This is a genomic window from Deinococcus radiophilus, from assembly GCF_020889625.1.
In the GTDB taxonomy this organism is placed as follows: domain Bacteria; phylum Deinococcota; class Deinococci; order Deinococcales; family Deinococcaceae; genus Deinococcus; species Deinococcus radiophilus.
In genome coordinates this window covers 502,232-517,765 of record NZ_CP086380.1, presented here as the reverse complement: position 1 = coordinate 517,765, position 15,534 = coordinate 502,232, and the positions used below count along the sequence as shown (strand labels likewise).

Annotated in this window: 17 protein-coding genes; 13 read left to right on the top strand and 4 right to left on the bottom strand. The window is 65.7% G+C overall.

The window, feature by feature from the left end:
- The first annotated feature begins 103 nt into the window (after positions 1 to 103).
- The 11 genes from LMT64_RS02760 (at position 104) to LMT64_RS02710 (ending at position 9,051) form a co-directional block, all read left to right on the top strand.
- Positions 104 to 541 (top strand): bactofilin family protein, encoded by a 438-nt coding sequence (locus LMT64_RS02760; RefSeq protein WP_126352514.1) that lies wholly within the window; start codon positions 104 to 106, stop codon positions 539 to 541.
- A gap of 118 nt (positions 542 to 659) precedes the next feature.
- Entirely contained in the window at positions 660 to 2,099 is a 1,440-nt protein-coding gene (gatB, locus tag LMT64_RS02755) for an Asp-tRNA(Asn)/Glu-tRNA(Gln) amidotransferase subunit GatB (RefSeq protein WP_126352513.1), read from the top strand.
- Between the two features lie 2 nt (positions 2,100 to 2,101).
- A complete protein-coding gene (locus LMT64_RS02750) occupies positions 2,102 to 2,779 on the top strand; it encodes a hypothetical protein (protein ID WP_126352512.1) in 678 nt (225 codons plus the stop codon).
- Between the two features lie 63 nt (positions 2,780 to 2,842).
- The gene (locus LMT64_RS02745) at positions 2,843 to 3,370 is read left to right on the top strand and encodes a GNAT family N-acetyltransferase (RefSeq protein WP_126352511.1); all 528 of its coding nucleotides are present in this window, start codon (positions 2,843 to 2,845) and stop codon (positions 3,368 to 3,370) included.
- A gap of 8 nt (positions 3,371 to 3,378) precedes the next feature.
- Entirely contained in the window at positions 3,379 to 4,410 is a 1,032-nt protein-coding gene (locus tag LMT64_RS02740; protein ID WP_126352510.1) for a dipeptidase, read from the top strand.
- Between the two features lie 87 nt (positions 4,411 to 4,497).
- The gene (locus tag LMT64_RS02735; RefSeq protein ID WP_126352509.1) at positions 4,498 to 4,815 is read left to right on the top strand and encodes an ATP-dependent Clp protease adaptor ClpS; all 318 of its coding nucleotides are present in this window, start codon (positions 4,498 to 4,500) and stop codon (positions 4,813 to 4,815) included.
- On the top strand, positions 4,812 to 7,037 hold the full coding sequence (locus LMT64_RS02730) for an AAA family ATPase (protein WP_126352508.1): 2,226 nt from the start codon (positions 4,812 to 4,814) through the stop codon (positions 7,035 to 7,037). Before LMT64_RS02735 ends, LMT64_RS02730 begins: the two co-directional genes overlap by 4 nt.
- Positions 7,038 to 7,117: 80 nt before the next feature.
- Positions 7,118 to 7,621: a DUF427 domain-containing protein gene (locus LMT64_RS02725; RefSeq protein WP_229253326.1), complete on the top strand. Its 504-nt coding sequence runs from the start codon at positions 7,118 to 7,120 to the stop codon at positions 7,619 to 7,621.
- A 72-nt stretch (positions 7,622 to 7,693) separates the two neighbouring features.
- Positions 7,694 to 8,482 carry a TIGR00282 family metallophosphoesterase gene (locus tag LMT64_RS02720; protein WP_126352506.1) on the top strand — a complete coding sequence of 263 codons (789 nt, stop codon included), beginning with the start codon at positions 7,694 to 7,696 and terminating at the stop codon, positions 8,480 to 8,482.
- Between the two features lie 126 nt (positions 8,483 to 8,608).
- Entirely contained in the window at positions 8,609 to 8,851 is a 243-nt protein-coding gene (locus tag LMT64_RS02715) for a hypothetical protein (RefSeq protein ID WP_229253325.1), read from the top strand.
- On the top strand, positions 8,758 to 9,051 hold the full coding sequence (locus LMT64_RS02710) for a GNAT family N-acetyltransferase (RefSeq protein WP_324295876.1): 294 nt from the start codon (positions 8,758 to 8,760) through the stop codon (positions 9,049 to 9,051). The genes LMT64_RS02715 and LMT64_RS02710 overlap by 94 nt, the downstream gene beginning before the upstream one ends.
- Before the next feature lie 3 nt (positions 9,052 to 9,054).
- On the opposite strand, the gene LMT64_RS02705 is transcribed toward LMT64_RS02710, so the two are convergent.
- From LMT64_RS02705 to smpB, 4 genes are all read right to left on the bottom strand, one after another.
- Positions 9,055 to 12,354, bottom strand: coding sequence for an AAA family ATPase (locus LMT64_RS02705; protein WP_126352505.1), 3,300 nt, complete (start codon positions 12,352 to 12,354; stop codon positions 9,055 to 9,057).
- Between the two features lie 89 nt (positions 12,355 to 12,443).
- Positions 12,444 to 12,992, bottom strand: coding sequence for a GerMN domain-containing protein (locus tag LMT64_RS02700; RefSeq protein WP_126352504.1), 549 nt, complete (start codon positions 12,990 to 12,992; stop codon positions 12,444 to 12,446).
- A complete protein-coding gene (locus LMT64_RS02695; RefSeq protein ID WP_229253324.1) occupies positions 12,989 to 14,425 on the bottom strand; it encodes an N-acetylmuramoyl-L-alanine amidase in 1,437 nt (478 codons plus the stop codon). Before LMT64_RS02695 ends, LMT64_RS02700 begins: the two co-directional genes overlap by 4 nt.
- A complete protein-coding gene (smpB, locus tag LMT64_RS02690) occupies positions 14,425 to 14,856 on the bottom strand; it encodes an SsrA-binding protein SmpB (protein WP_126352502.1) in 432 nt (143 codons plus the stop codon). Before smpB ends, LMT64_RS02695 begins: the two co-directional genes overlap by 1 nt.
- A 140-nt stretch (positions 14,857 to 14,996) precedes the next feature.
- On the opposite strand from smpB, the gene LMT64_RS02685 reads away from it, so the two are divergent.
- Complete coding sequence (locus LMT64_RS02685) at positions 14,997 to 15,137, top strand: hypothetical protein (protein WP_170166017.1); 141 nt, start codon at positions 14,997 to 14,999, stop codon at positions 15,135 to 15,137.
- Entirely contained in the window at positions 15,110 to 15,523 is a 414-nt protein-coding gene (locus LMT64_RS02680; RefSeq protein WP_126352501.1) for a hypothetical protein, read from the top strand. Before LMT64_RS02685 ends, LMT64_RS02680 begins: the two co-directional genes overlap by 28 nt.
- Positions 15,524 to 15,534: the final 11 nt, after the last annotated feature.

Sequence of the window (15,534 nt, the reverse complement as noted above, 5' to 3'; positions counted from 1 at the left end):
AGACCAGTAAGAAAACTTTAGGGCAAAGTGGAGAATTTTCAGCCTGTGGTCAAAAGCTGTTTCTAGGATGGAGGCATGAACAAAGTACTGAGTAGCTTGCCCCTTGCTGCTGCCCAGCGCACTGGCCGACGACATCAATTGCAATGGCCCGATTACCGGCAAAACCATTGACGGCAATATCAAGGTGAGCGGCGGAACCTGCACCATTACGGGTAGCCGTATCAAGGGCAACATCGAAGTGGAACGCGGTGGCCGCCTGGTCCTGCGGAGCAGCACCGTAGAGGGCAACATTGAAGCCAAGAACAGCTACGGCTTTTCGGTGATCAACGGCAACCTGCTTCTGGAAAACGGGGCCGGAGCCGAAGTCCGCAGCAATATGGTAGACGGCAATCTAGAATTTGAAAACAACCGGGGCCGCCTGTTGCTGAGCGGGAACCAGGTAGACGGCGACGTGGAATGCGAGGGCAACCGCTGGACTTACAGCTTTAGCAACAACCGGGTTGGCGGGGACCGCGAAGGGCAGTGCCGCAGCTGGCGCTAACCCACCATTGAGGCTCGGTGCAGGCCCGCACCGCCTCTTCTCTCCTCCCCTCAGCTCCGGCTGGGGGGCTTTTGTTTTGCTTGGACTGGCCGCGTCATTCTCGCCTAAACTGCTAGGCATGACTGCGCCCGACCCACTTTTCCAGCAGACCGGCTACAGCGCCGTGATCGGGCTGGAGGTTCACCTGCAACTTCAGACCCACTCCAAGCTGCTCAGCGCCTGCCCCGCCGACTACCACGGGGCTGAGCCCAATACCTTCACCGATCCCGTCAGCTTGGGCCTGCCTGGCACATTGCCGGTGCTGAACGCTGAGGCGCTGGAACTGGCCCTGCGCTTCGGGCTGGGGCTGAACTGCACCGTAGAAGGGGTCACGCAGTTTCACCGCAAGCACTACTTTTACCCGGATTCCTCCAAGAACTTTCAGCTGTCGCAGTGGGATAGGCCCGTGGCGCACGGCGGTTTTCTGGACGTGGAGGGTGGCCGGGTGGGCATCACGCGGGCGCATCTGGAAGAGGACGCGGGCAAGCTGATGCACCCCGCCTACGCGCCCTACTCCGAGCTGGACCTGAACCGCGCCGGTACGCCACTGATTGAAATGGTCACGGAACCGGACATCAAGAGCGGTCCCCATGCCCGCGCCTTTTTGGAGACGGTGCAGGCCATCGCGCGGGCGCTGGGCGTCAGCCACGCCAGCCCAGAGGACGGCCAGATGCGCTGTGACGTGAACATCAGCCTGCACCAGCCCGGTGAACCGTGGGGCACCAAAGTGGAGGTCAAGAACCTCAACTCGTTCCGTAGCGTGGAGCGGGCCATTACCTACGAGTGGCAGCGGCAGGCCCGCCGACTGGCCGCAGGCGAAGCGATCACCCAGGACACCCTCGGCTGGGACGAGGGCGGCGGCAAGACCTTCTTGATGCGGACCAAGGAGGGCGAAGCCGATTACCGCTACATGGCCGAACCGGACCTGCCGGAGCTGCACATCACCTCCGCGTGGGTGGCGGACGTGCGCTCACGGATGCCGGAGCTGCCTGCACAAAAGCTAGAGCGTTACCTGGCCGCAGGCCTGCGCGAGTCGGACGCCCGCGCCATCAGCATGGACGTGAACCTGAGCCGCTTTTTCGACGCGGCCATGCAGGGCGGCCTGGCTCCCATCCAGAAGGTGAGCAACTGGCTGCTGTCCGAAGTGCCTGGCGTGCTGGGCGAACAGGCGCTGGAAGATTCAGCGCTGGAGCCGCAGCACCTGGCCGAACTGGTCGCCCTGATCGAAAGCGGGGACCTGACCGGACGCGCTGCCAAAGACCTGCTGCCGGACATGGTGCTGGGCCAGGCTCCCCGTGCGCTGGCCGAAACACGCGGATTGCTGGGCCAGGCAGGTGCAGGCGAGCTGGAAGCGGCGGTGGACGCAGCGATTGCCGCTGACCCAGGCACCGCCGCGCAGGTCCGGGGCGGCAATAAAAAAGCCATCAACGCTCTCTTTGGCGCAGTGATGAAGGCCACCGGCGGCAAAGCCAATCCGGGCCAGGTCCGCGAACTGCTGACCCAGCGACTAGAGGGCTGAGGGTGTCACCCAAAACCTGGCGTACGGCGGCACTGGTCGCCCTGGGGCTGCAAGTGCTGGCCTTTTTCTGGGTCACGGGGTACGTGCTCGGCAAGGATGGGCTGAATCCCTTGCTGCAAGGACTGGACGCCGGGCACAACTTTTTCAGCGGCGTGCTGACGGTCTGGTGGGCGCTGCTGCTGGCGCGGCTGACACTGGGGCGCGGCGTGGCCGGAGGCGAGTATCTGGACCGGGTGCGTCAGACGCTGCGGCTGAGTTTTCCTCTGCTCACCGCCTTCCGGACCGTGATGTGGGGGCTGACCCTGGTGGCCGTCATCAGCGGCGTGGTACAGGCCCATCCGGTAGCCCTGACCGCCATCCTGACCATCACGGGCGCCAACATCGTTGCGGGGTACATGGTCTTTTTCTGGATGGTGCGCTGGGCCGACAAAGGACCACACGAAGGCAGCGCCGCCCGCGCCCAGCTGACCGACTGGCTCAACGTCTCGGCGGCGCTGGCCCTGGGGGTCTTGGCGACCAATGTGCTGCCGGTGGTGGGATTCAGCGACGACCTGACCCGCACCGATCAGCTGGTGTATGGACTGGCCGGGCTGAGTGACGTGGTCGCAACGCTGCTGGCGCTAGGAGCGGTACGGCAGAGTGGCGAACTAGAGGACCACAAGGCACCTGCAGAAGACTGAGGGCGTACCGCTGTAAGCCACTTGGCCTAGCTGCTCTCTGACCCAGGCCCGCTAACATGGTCCATGCCGACCATCCGTCCACTGGCCCCTGCCGATACCGATGCCTATCACGCCGCGCGGCTTCAGATGCTCCGCGAGGCCCCCAGCGCTTTCCTGACCGACGCCGAGGAGTTTGCTACCCGTCCCCTCAGCGCCGTGGCCGACCGGCTGAAACCGAATCCGAACAACATAACTTTCGGTGCCTGGGACGGCCCCGAGCTGGTCGGGCTGGTCACGCTGGTCCGCGAGGACAGTCCCCGCTCGTGTCACCGCGCCCACATCTACGGCATGGGTGTGCTGGAACGCGCTCAGGGTCAGGGGGTAGGAGGTGCGCTGCTGAGAACAGCGGTGGCCTACGCCCGCGAGCTGCCCGGCGTGCTGAGTCTGCACCTGGATGTGATGGAGACGCAGGAGGGTGCGCGGCGGCTGTACGAATCGCTGGGCTTTCAGGTCTGGGGCACCGAGCCGAACGCCATGTGCGTGGGCGGCCAGTTGCTACAGGCACACGCCATGTGGCTGGACCTGAGTACACCCAGCGGTAAGCAGGCGTAGGCTGGGGCATGGCCCACAAACTGATTGACGGTCACCTGGACCTGGCCCACAACGCGCTGGAAGGCCGCGATCCGCGGATGTCGCTGGAGGAGCTGCGCCGCATCCCGCTCCTGAGTGGCGTGCCAGGCCACCCGCCGCAGACCCCCAGTCTGACCTTCGCAGAGCTGCAAGCTGCTGGGGTAGGCGTCTGCTTCGGCACCCTGTTCGCCCGCAAGGGAGGCCAGTGGCCACTTTTTCCGGATGGGTATACCGACGCTGAAAGTGCCCGCGGGGACGCCCTGCTCAGCCTGGATCTGTACCGGCGCTGGGAGGACGAGGGCCTGATTCGGCTGCTCCGGGACCGCACCGACATGACCACTCATCTGGATGCCTGCGAAGCGGGCGGGGAGTTGCCCATCGGCGTGGCCCTGCTGATGGAAGGGGCCGACCCGGTGCGTGATGCCGATGACCTGCCGTTCTGGGTGGATCAGGGCGTGCGGATGATCGGGCTGGCCTGGCGCGGCACCCGCTACGCTGGCGGCACGGGAGAACCGGGCGGCCTCACGGATGCTGGACACGAGCTGATGCAGGCCATGAGTGACCTGGATGTCACGCTAGACGCCTCGCACCTGGACGACGCCGCTTTCTGGGAGGCCCTTCCCTACGGCACCCGCCTGATGGCCACCCACGCCAATGCCCGGCGCTTCGTGGCCCGCAACCGGCTGCTGTCTGACGAGATGATTCAGGCCATCGGAAAGCGCGGCGGTGTGGTAGGCGTGGTTCTTGCCAACTATTTCATTCAGGAAGGCTGGCAGCTGGGTGAGCGAGGGCGCCTGCCGCTGGTAGCCCTGGCTGAACATATCCAATACATCGCAGGACTGATCGGCTGGGAGCGGGTGGCGCTGGGGTCGGACTTTGACGGCGGCTTCGGCACCGAGCAGTTGCCCGCCGAGATAGACCGTTATCCCGACCTGCACCGCCTGGCCGAACTCTTGCCCGCTGAGCACCGCGCTGGTTTCCTGTGGGGCAACTGGGAGCGCTGGCTGCGGGAGAACTACTGACCGGACAGGCGCACGACTCTCTTGCGGCCTCCCAATCCGTAACTTCCCCGGCGTTCCTGCTTGGGCAGACCCTCTAGACTCAGGCCCATGACCCGTCCGGATTCAAGCGCCAAGACCCAGACCCTGGAGCGCACCCAGACCCAGAAACCCCGGCTGTGGCGGGTGCTGCTGCTGAACGACGACTACACCCCGATGGATTTTGTGGTAGACGTGCTGGTCGGCCATTTCCGCCGATCCGAAGCCGAGGCCCAGGTCATCATGCTGGCCGTACATCACAAGGGCCAAGGGGTGGCCGGGATCTATACTCGCGACATCGCCGAGAGCAAGGTGACGCAAGTGACGGGCGAGGCACGGGCAGCGGGCTATCCGCTGCGGCTGCTGGCCGAACCGGAAGGGAACGCATGATTTCCGACGCCCTACAAGTCACGATTGGCCGCGCTGCCGACTATGCCCGCGAGTCGGGCCACGAGTTCATCACGCCTGAGCACCTGCTGCTGGCCCTGACCCACGACCCCGACGCGGTGGGCGCCTTTCACGCGCTGGGGGTGGACCTTGGCCTGCTGCGCGACGATCTGCACAGCACCCTGGTGACTTTTGAGCGGGTCGAAGGCTCCGACGACATCCGCGAGTTCTCGCAGGGCTTTCACCGCATCGTGCAGGGCGCGGTGCTGCAACTGCACGCCAGCGGCAAAGGCAACGAGGCGGCCAGCGGCGCGCGCGTCCTGGCCGAGTTGCTCGAAGAAGAAGACAGCTTCGCCCGCTGGTCACTGGAAAAGCAGGGCGTGACCCGTTTGGCCGTGCTGGAGTACGTCTCGCACGGACGGCCCGACCAGGCGGCCCGCGGCGCAGAGGAGGCGGGCGGTGCCCAGGCCCAGGGGGGCAGCGAATCCGCGCTAGACGCCTACGCCGACGACCTGACTGCCCAGGCGCGGGCCGGACAGTTTGATCCTCTGATCGGACGCGAAGACGAACTGACCCGCGTGCTACACATCCTGGCGCGGCGGCAGAAGAACAATCCCGTGCTGGTCGGCGAACCCGGCGTGGGCAAGACGGCGCTGGCCGAGGGACTGGCGCAGCGGATCGTGGCCGGAGAAGTCTCGCCCTTCTTGCTGGGCGCCAAAGTCTACGCGCTGGACCTGGGACGGCTCACCGCCGGGACGCGCTACCGCGGTGACTTTGAGGAGCGCCTGGGAAATCTGCTGCGCGAGCTGGAAGGTCAAAATGCCGTGCTGTTTATCGACGAGCTGCACATGCTGGTGGGCGCTGGGCGCACCGAGGGCGGCAGCATGGACGCCGCCGGATTGCTCAAACCGGCGCTGGCCCGTGGCGGCCTGCGGGTGCTGGGCGCGACTACCCCCGCCGAGCTGCGGCACCTGGAAAGCGACCGGGCGCTGTGGCGGCGTTTCGGGACCGTGAACGTGCCGGAACCCACCGCCGAAGAAGCCACCGAGATTATCCGGGGGCTGAGCAGCCGCTACGCCGAACACCACGGCGTCACCTATACGGACGCAGCCCTAGCGGCTGCCGTAAGCCTCAGCGTACGGCACCTGCGCGACCGCTTCCTGCCCGACAAGGCCATTGACGTGCTGGACGAGGCGGGCGCAGCGCGGTCCAGCCGGGGTGAAAGTGGCAGCATTGACGTGCCGCAGATAGAGGAAACGGTGTCACGTATGGCCCGTGTACCACTGGGCACGGTGAGGGCCGAGGAAGCCCAGAGCCTCGCCACGCTGGAAGGCGACTTGAGGAAACGGGTGTACGGCCAGGACGCCGCCGTGGCTGCCGTGTCACACGCGGTCAAGCTGGCCCGCGCTGGCCTGCGCAGTGGGGACAGGGTGCAGGGAACTTTCCTGTTCGCCGGACCCACCGGGGTCGGCAAAACTGAGCTGGCCCGCGCCCTGGCCGACCGGCTGGGGGTCACGCTCTCGCGCTTCGACATGTCGGAATATCAGGAAAGCCACTCGGCGGCCCGCCTGATTGGGGCGCCTCCGGGGTACGTCGGCTTTGATCAGGGCGGTCTGCTCACCGACGCCGTCAGTCAGGAACCACACTCGGTTCTGCTGTTCGACGAGATCGAAAAAGCCCATCCCGACGTGTACAACATCTTTTTGCAGCTGATGGACTACGGCACGCTGACCGACCACACCGGCAAAAAGGTGGATGCGCGCGGCTGCGTGATCATCTTCACGACCAACGCCGGGGCTGCCGAAGCCCAGACTGGTCTGGTGGGTTTTGGGGCACGTGGGGCACAGGGCCAGCAGGAAGCGGCGGTGCGGCGCACCTTCAGCCCCGAGTTCCGCAACCGGCTGGACGCCGTGCTGTACTTCAGTCCACTGGCCCCCGAAGTTATGGGCCAGGTGGTAGACAAGTTCGTCACCGAATTGCAGGGCCGCCTGGCCGAGCGCGGCGTGACCCTGAGCGTTTCGCCCGCCGCCCGCGCCCGCCTGGGCCAACTTGGCTATGATCCGGCACTGGGCGCCCGCCCACTGGCCCGCGTGATCGAGGAGCAGCTCTCGCGCCCGCTGGCCGACGCGCTGCTGTTCGGTGAGCTGAAGGGCGGCGGGCACGTCAAAGTGGGCGTAAAAGGCGGCGAATTACGGCTGGACGTGCAGGCGGACCAGACCAGCTGACGGTGGAGCCGAGCCTGGGCTTGGGGCCGGGGAAAGCATCAGCTCTAGCCAGAACGGCACGCTTATGTCACCCTGGGGTCATGTTTTTACGCAAACCTCGTCCGGACCCGGCTGGTCCCGAACAGGAAAGCGTCTGGAGTTACCCCAGGCACCCCCTCCTGGAACCCACCCCCAAGCGCCTGGAAATCTGGCTGGGAGGCGTTAAAATCGCCGATACCACTGCTGGCTACCGGGTCGTCGAAACCTCGCACCCCCCCACCTATTACCTGCCGCCGGGTGACTTTCTGCCCGGTGTGCTCATTCCTGCTGCCGGCCAGAGCATGTGCGAATTCAAGGGTCAGGCGAGCTACTGGACCCTCAGCGCCGGAGGACGGGTCGAAGAAAGCGCCGCTTGGAGCTATGAGTCGCCTACGCCCGAGTTCCGTGGGCTAGCCGGTCATATCGCGGTGTATGCCCGGCGGGTAGACGAGTGCCGGGTGGACGGCGAAGTGGTGACTCCGCAGGACGGTGGCTTTTACGGTGGCTGGATCACCCGCGACCTCACAGGGCCCTTTAAGGGCCCGCCCGGCACCCTGGGCTGGTAAGACGCACCACTTAACCGTCTACCCTGGGCTGGTAGAGCCTGCCTGGCTGCAGTGGGATAAGCTGCAGACCAGATGAAGGTGTTGTTTGTTGGAGACGTATACGGGCAGCCGGGGCGGCGTGTGGTCAATGATCACCTGCCGCTGATCGCGCCGAACCATGACTTTGTGATCGTCAATGCCGAGAACTCGGCGGGCGGCTTCGGGGTGCACTATGACGCTGCCACCCGGCTGCTGGAAGCTGGGGCGAATTGTCTGACACTGGGCAACCACGCCTGGGACCACAAAGACATTCACTTATTGCTCGGCCAGCCGGACAAATTTCCGATTGTCCGTCCACTGAACTACTCGGACCCAGAAACGCCCGGTATGGGCTGGCGCACCTTCGAGGTAGACGCGGGCGATGGCATGACCGAACGCCTGACCGTGGTCAATCTGCTGGGCCGGGTTTTTATGGGCGAGAGTGCCAATCCTTTTCGGGCCATAGATGAACTGCTGCGGCGGGATGATCTGGGCAGCGTCTTCGTGGATTTTCACGCTGAAACGACCTCCGAGAAGGCCGCGATGGGCTGGCATCTGGACGGACGGGTGGCCGCCGTGATCGGCACCCACACCCACGTTGCCACTGCAGATACCCGCATCCTGCCGGGCGGCACCGGCTTTCAGACCGACGCTGGCTTTACCGGTCCACTGAACAGCGTCATCGGTGCGCGGCCGGAAGAACCGCTGCTGGCTTTCCTCACCGAGCGGCGACACCGCTTCCAGATGGGCGAAGGCCCGGCCATGCTCAACGCCGTGGCCCTGGAGATTTCGGGCGGGCGCTGCCTGCACATTGAGCGCTACCGCTACGAGGAAGAGGAGTAGGGTGAATCCGCCGCAGCCACCCCACCTGTCAAGACGGAGCGGCTGCGGCTCTGTGCGCCCTCCCCTGCTGACGCGGAAGCTGCGCTGGCCGCGCAACTGGCCTCCCGCGCTGAGCTGCGACGGTGGATGATCTGGGCGCAGGAACGTCCCACCCTGGACGAGGTACGGGCCAATCTGGCCGGAGCCGAGGAGCGCTTTACTACAGGTGAGCAGCTGCGCTATCACGCCTGGGACCGCTCGGGGCAAACCTTTATTGGCAGCAGCGGCTTTCCGCGCTGGACTGGAGTGTACCCAGGGGCGAAATCGGTTACTGGATCGCCACCCCACACACTGGACAGGGGTATGCCCTGGAAGTGGCCCAGGCCCTAACCCAACCCGCCCTCCGAACCCAGACAGAGGGCGGGTTGGGCTTTCGGCGACTGGAAATCCGCTGTGATCCCCGCAACGTACGCTCGCGCCGTATCCCTGAGCGGCTGGGCTACAGGTTGGACGCGCACCTCGTCCACGACGCCCGCTCAGCAGATGGGCGCGAGCTGCGCGACACGCTGATCTACAGTCAGACCCGCTGAAGCTCAGCGCACCAGCGCCAGCCCTTCACTGGCCTGCTTGATGCTCAGCACCCGGCTGGCCCCGGCCCCGTCGGTGGTCACGCCCCAAAGGGTATCGGCCACTTCCATGGTCGCCTTCTGGTGGGTAATCAGGATGAACTGAGTCCCCTGAGCCGCAAAGCGGGTGAGGAAAGCGGTAAAGCGCCGGATGTTCGCTTCGTCCAGCGGAGCGTCCACCTCGTCCAGCACGGCCAGGGGTAGGCCGCCTGCCGTGCCCTCACCCCCGGCATGGTTCAGGGCAAAGAGAAAGGCCAGGCCCGCCATCGTCCGCTCTCCGGCGCTGAGCAGGGTCATGGAGCGGGTGCGCTTGCCGCCCGGCTGCACCGCCAGCGTGAGGCCGCCCACCCGGCCCTGCTCGTCCGACTCGGCCTGCAGTTCGCCGCTGCCGCCCAACAACTCGGCGGCGTAACGCCCAAAAGCCTCCGCGACCGTCCCCAGCGCCCGGCGGGTGGCAGCGTCCTCGGCCTGCGAAAGGTTTTGGAGGTGGCCGCTCAGCTCGCTGGCAGCGGCCTGCGCGTCATCCAATTGGACCTGGGCGGCGTCCCACTCGGCCTGCCCCTCAAGGTGGTCGGCCTCGGCGCGGGCATTGACCGGACCCAGACCCTCCAACTCAGCGCGGAGACGGCCCACCTCATGCGCCCACTCGCGGGGCGTGCCGGGCGGGGAGCAGCTGTCCGGCACAGGCCCCAATGCTCCTTCCCGCCGGGCGATACTCAGCCGCAGTTCGTCCAGGCGGGCGCGGGCCTTGTTCTGAGCGGCGATCAGGCCTGCGTAAACGTCGGCAGTGCGCTGGCGTTCGGCATCGGCGCGGGACACTTCTTGCGGGTCAAAGTCGCCCAGCGCAGCTCGGCGGCGCTGCACTTCGGCGGCGGCGGCATCAATGTGACTGGCCTGGTCTTGCCGGGCCAGGGCGTTGGCCTCCTGGCGGCCCAGCAGTTCGCGGCGGCGCTCCTCGGCTTGGCTATAGGCCTTCCAGAGAGCCTGCAGTTCGCGGCCCAGGGCCAGGGCTTCGGCGGCGGTGCGCTCGGCAGCGCGGGCGGTTTCTGCCTGGCCGCGAACTGTGACCAACTGTCGGTCCAGGGTCGCCGCGTCGGGCCGGGCCGGGCCGGGGAGAATTGGAGCCGCATCCGGTAGCTCCTTAGCCTGGCGGGTCAAACGGGCCGCATCGGCCTCCAGTGCAGCGCGGCGGGCAGCCAACTCACGGGCCTGAGCAGCCAGTTCGCGCTCGGCAGCCTGTGCAGCCGCAAAAGCCTGGGCTGCCGCACCAGGATCGGTGGCTGACATCTCCTGTGCTAACCCGGCCTCTACCGCGTCCAGAGCCGCCTGCGCCGCATCCACCTCTTCAGCCAGCTCCTGAAAGCGGCGTTGGTCGGCCAGAACACTGCTGCCGGTATCGCGTAGACGCCCCCCCGTGATCGCCCCGGAAGCTTCCAGCACCTCGCCCCCCAGCGTGACCAGCCGGGGGCGCTGACGATAGGCCAGCGCCAAACGGTTTGCGGTATCCAGCGTGTCCACGATCAGGGTGTCGGCCAGCAAAGAGCGGCCCACCAGCGGTGGATCAGTGGGGCATAGGTCCGCCAAATTGCCCACCACACCCGGCAGGCTCAGCAACGCCGCGTCCCGGCGCGGGCGCTCGCGTAGCAATTCCAGCGGCAAAAAGGTGGCCCGCCCACCCTGGCGTTTCAGCTCCTGAATGATTTGCCGGGCGTCGTCGGCGGTGCCCACCACCACCTGTTCCAGCCGCCGCCCCAGCGCCGCCGTGACCGCGGTTTCCAGCTCGGCAGGTACGGTCAGCACGTCCGCCACCGATCCCACGATGCCGGGGTGATCCAGCCGCAGGGCGTTGCGCGCGCCCTCACCGTAGCGGGCATAGGCGTTCAGTGCTGCTTCTAGCCGCTCCAGCTCACGGCGCAGTGGGGCCAGTCCAGCCTGCAGGCGAGTACGCTCTGCTTGGGCCTGCCCACGGCGTTCCTGCGCGGCGCGGGCCTGGGCCTGGGCTTCGGTCAGGAGCGTTTCGACCCGCTCGCGCTCGGCGGTGGCCGCCTGTAGTCTCTCGGCCATCTTTTCTTGTTCAGGGGCCAGCGTCGCCAGCGCCTGGGTCACCCGTCCCTGCTCGCGGGCCAGGGCAGCGCGGTCTGCCTCAGCGCGGGCCTGGGCCTGGGTGCGCTGCCGCTCGGCCTCGCGTCCCTGGGCCAGCTGACGTTCCAGTTCTCGGACCTGCGCCTCCGCGTGTTCGGCCTGCTCACGGGCCAGTTGCACGGAGCGGTGCAGGGCATCCAGATCTGGCGCCGGCTCGGTCGGAGCCGTGTCTGGCAGAGCCGCCCGCTCGCAGGCCAGGGTCTGGGCCTCCGTGCTCAGGTGCTCGCCGTAGCGGGCAGCCTGCGCGTGGGCCTGCTCGGCAGCGTTCAGGGCCGCCAGGGCATCTTCGCGGGCATGAGCGGCAGCACGGGCCGTACTCAGCGCCTCACGGGCAGTTTCGGCCTCAGCGGCGGCGGCCACCAGCTGGGCGCCCAACGCTTGCGAGCGGGCCTCTTGCTCCTCCACTTCAGCACGCGACGCGGCCAGCTCACGGCGCAACCCCAGTTGCTTCTCGCGTTCCTGAGCGGCTTCCAGCAGGGCCAGCCGAGCACCCAGCTCGCGCCAGCGCCGGGCAGCCTCGGCAGCCTGTCGCAGCCGCTCCAGCGCTGCCAGGCGCTCGCCCTGGACCAGCCGCAGATCGGCCAGATACCGCTCAGCTTCGGCCAGGCGGGTGGCTGTTTCCTCCCGCGCCGCCACCGAAGCCGACAGCCCTGCCGCCTCCTGCAAATAACCCAACAAGCGCCCCCCCTCAGCTTGCACCACGCCCGACACTTCCCCCTGACCGATGACCGCCAGACCGCCCGGCCCCAATCCCGTCCCGCGCAGTGCCGCCTGTACGTCACGTACACGCACATCACGCCCACCCAGCTCCTGCTCAGCGGTGCCATCGCGGTAGATACGGCGGCTCAGCGATACGGTGCCTGCGTCCCAGTGCAGTTCGGCCTGCACCTCGGCCAGTCCCAGCGGTGCGCGCCCCGGTCCACCACCGTGAAAGATCAGCTCGGTGGCCCGCCCAGCCCGCAACTCACGCGCCCGCGCTCCATGCGTGACCCAGCGCAGCGCCTCCACCACATTGCTTTTGCCGCTGCCGTTGGGGCCGATGACCGCCGTGATGCCGCTTTCAAATTCAATTCGGGTGCGCTGCGAGAAACTCTTGAAGCCGTGGAGGGTGAGGGATTCGATCATGAAGTGGGTCGTTGATGCAAAAAGGCTGGTGCGGGCTGGCCCAAAGGTCAGCTCAGCGCTGAGGCCTCAGCGCTCACCCGCCAGCAGACTTACAAGTCGAGGCAGTCCTGACGCGTCAGTGGCTGGCGCAGGTCCATGTGGCCAATGGTGCTCACGTTCTTTCCCTCAACCAGAAAGGTCACGTCCAGGCCATCATTTTCGAGCAGGGTCAGGGTGATGGAACAGAGCATTAGGTGCTCGGCACTAACCGAATAGCCCAGTGAACGGTAGGCTTCGGGCAACGACACAAAATAATTGTCGCTCCGCAGCCACACGTTGGGAGCCGGGACATCGGCGGGTACCAGCGGCCTCAGCGTACCTTCGGCGGGTCCCTGGCTCCACATGCTCAGGGCTGCCGCGGCAATGCCTTGGGGGTTCTGATCGCCCTGGACCACCGGAACATTGCGGGCTTCAGCCTGCAACTTGCGGGTGCTGGGGTTCAGGTAATACACCTTGGCCTCCACCGGCAGACGCTCAGACAGCACATAGGTGGGGCTTTCTGGGCGCTCAGGTGCCCGCCCTGCCCAGCCCACGGCGTAGACCGCTCCGGCCAGCAGCAAGGCCGCCACCACATTGAAAATAGAAAAGAGATGCTTCATTCCTGCGCCCCGCCTTCTTCAGCGCCCTCGGCAGCAGCCGCTTCATCCCCAGGCAAGGCCGCCGCATTGTCCACCTTGGTGGACAGATAACTGGCCACCGAGCGGGCCACGCTGACAGCAATATTCTGGCGGAAGGCCTGATCTCCCATGGCCGCAACATCATCAGCACTGTCCAGGCTGCCCAGTTGGATCAGCACGCCAGCTTGCGGGGCTTCGCCCAGGGTCAGCACCTTAGAAATAGACCGTTGCTCGGCAGTCACGCCCTCGGCCTTCAGCTCATTAAGCAGCGCAGCACTCAGGGTACGGGTGCCGCCCAGGCCCCCCACCGCGTTGCCAGCGTAGGCTGGATTCTCGCCTGCGCGGATGTTCGCTACATATTCCGAGGAGTTCTCGGAAAGCTGCTGGTATACCTTCACCCCTGGGTCCACCACGCCTTCAACTGGCAGGCGGCCCACATCCAGCATCAGGTACACGTCACTGCGGCGCGCGAGTTCTACTTTCTGGTCCAGCGAGGCGTCGGTGGCGTTCTTACGGGTGACTTCGACTTCCCAACCTGCCTGTTGCAACAACTTAGCGGTACTGTTCGCCACCCCCAGGCTGAAATCGGGGCTGTTGCCCCCTGAGAGCACCGGTTCAATAACAATCAGGGGCCGAGAAATCCGGTCCAGCAGCGCAGGCGTGGTCCGCTCAATACTGGGGCCAGCGTCCACCACCACCCGGACACTGCCGGGGCGGATCACTTTGTACATCCGGTACCCGCTGTCTTTGGGCAAGCTGAAGCGCAGGCGCAGGTCCTCGCCGTCCGCAATCACACGGGCGTTGGAAATGAACTGCCCCGATGTGGTGTAGCGCCGCTGTTCACCGCCTGCGCCGCGCATCACCACATGCACATCGTTGCCGCGCAGTTCGGTAAAAACGTCGGTGTCCTGCGTGAGGTCCAGCACCAGGCGGTCGGCCTGAGCACCCACTGAGCTGCTCACATTGGTCAGTTGCAGGTCCGGCAGAGTGAAGGTCCCGGAGCGGTAAGTGGCCCCAAAGGTCCGGGCCACCACTTCCAGCGGCACATGCACGCTGCCGTCCACATAGGTGGCGGTGCGGCCCTGCTCACGGACCGTATCCAGCTGAACCGTGTTGTAGCTGGTGGTGGCGCGGTAGGCGTCCTCGTCAATCGGCATGACGATGGAGTGGCCGTAGCCCTCAATCCGCAGGTAAGGGCCTTCTTGGACCACACGCGCAATAGAACGCAGGCTTTCGACATCCACATATTCGGTCCCGTAAAGGTTCACGCTCTGCACCGGGGTGCCCTGCAAGGTCAGGCTGCTGTAAGACACCTGCGCCGATGCCACGCCATACCAACCGCCCAGCCCAGCCAGACTCAGGGCGGTCAGCAGTGCCGCCGCCTGCCAGGGCTTGTTCCCCAAGATTCGCTTCATCAGTACTCCCTCAGTTCGCGGCGCACAGCCTTATCGGCGTCGGCGCGGCGCTTGTCATGCAGTTTCTTGCCGCGTGCCACCGCCAGCTCCACTTTGAAATACCGCCCTTTTTGGTACAGCCGGGTCGGGATCAGGGTCAAACCCTTTTGCTCCAGCGCACGGCGAATCTTTTCGATTTCCATGCGGTGCAGCAGTAACCTGCGCGGGCGGCGTGGTTCATGGTTGTTGTAGGTCGCTTCCTTGTAGGTCGGAATATACAGACCTTCCAGGTCAATGCCCGTGCCACTCAGCCGAGCAAAGGCGTCCCGGAAGTCCACCCCTCCGACCCGGATGCTCTTGACCTCGCTGCCGGTCAGCGACACGCCCGCCTCGTAACGGTCCAGCAGTTCGTACTCGTAGCCTGCGCGGCGGTTGACATACACGCGGGGCATTCTAGCGCAGGCACCGGGGCGCGGGCCGGGGGCCGCCTGACACTTCATCAAACCATCACTCCGTCACATTCGCTGACTGTGCGCCGAGCGGCGTGACCTAGCCTGGGGGTGATCTACAAATCAATTCAGGAGGAACCACCATGCGTAAACCTGTACTGACCGCCGCCATCCTCTCGCCCAGCGCCAGCGCCAGTGCCCAGACCTGGGACGTGAACGATGGTCGCCGGAAGGCTGCTCCGCCAAGCAAGACGGGGTGTACTGTGACTTTCAGTTCGAGCTGACCCGCAAGCAGACGGTAGACGTCTCTTTCTACACCAGCTACTTCAAAGTTTTTACCCCCGATGGGACAAGTATGGAAGCGGACAAAGTTTCTTTCGCTGGTAATACTTTGAACACCTACCGCAGCAATCAGGAAATCATCGCAGGTGTCCCGGTCAAGGTGCAGGCCTACTTCAACATTCCGGCCAGCACCCCGATGTTCCGCGCCCTTGAAATTGACGGCAAGCGCCTGGAGAACGTGCCGATCCGCTCTGGTGCAGCGGCCCGCCCGGGTACCCCCACCACGCTGCCTGCGCCCGCCGTCACTGGTTTTGACCTGCAACTGAGCAACTGCGCGGTCAATCGCGGGGTATACACCTGCACCGCTACGCTGACGCCCACCAAATAAGCCACTGGCCG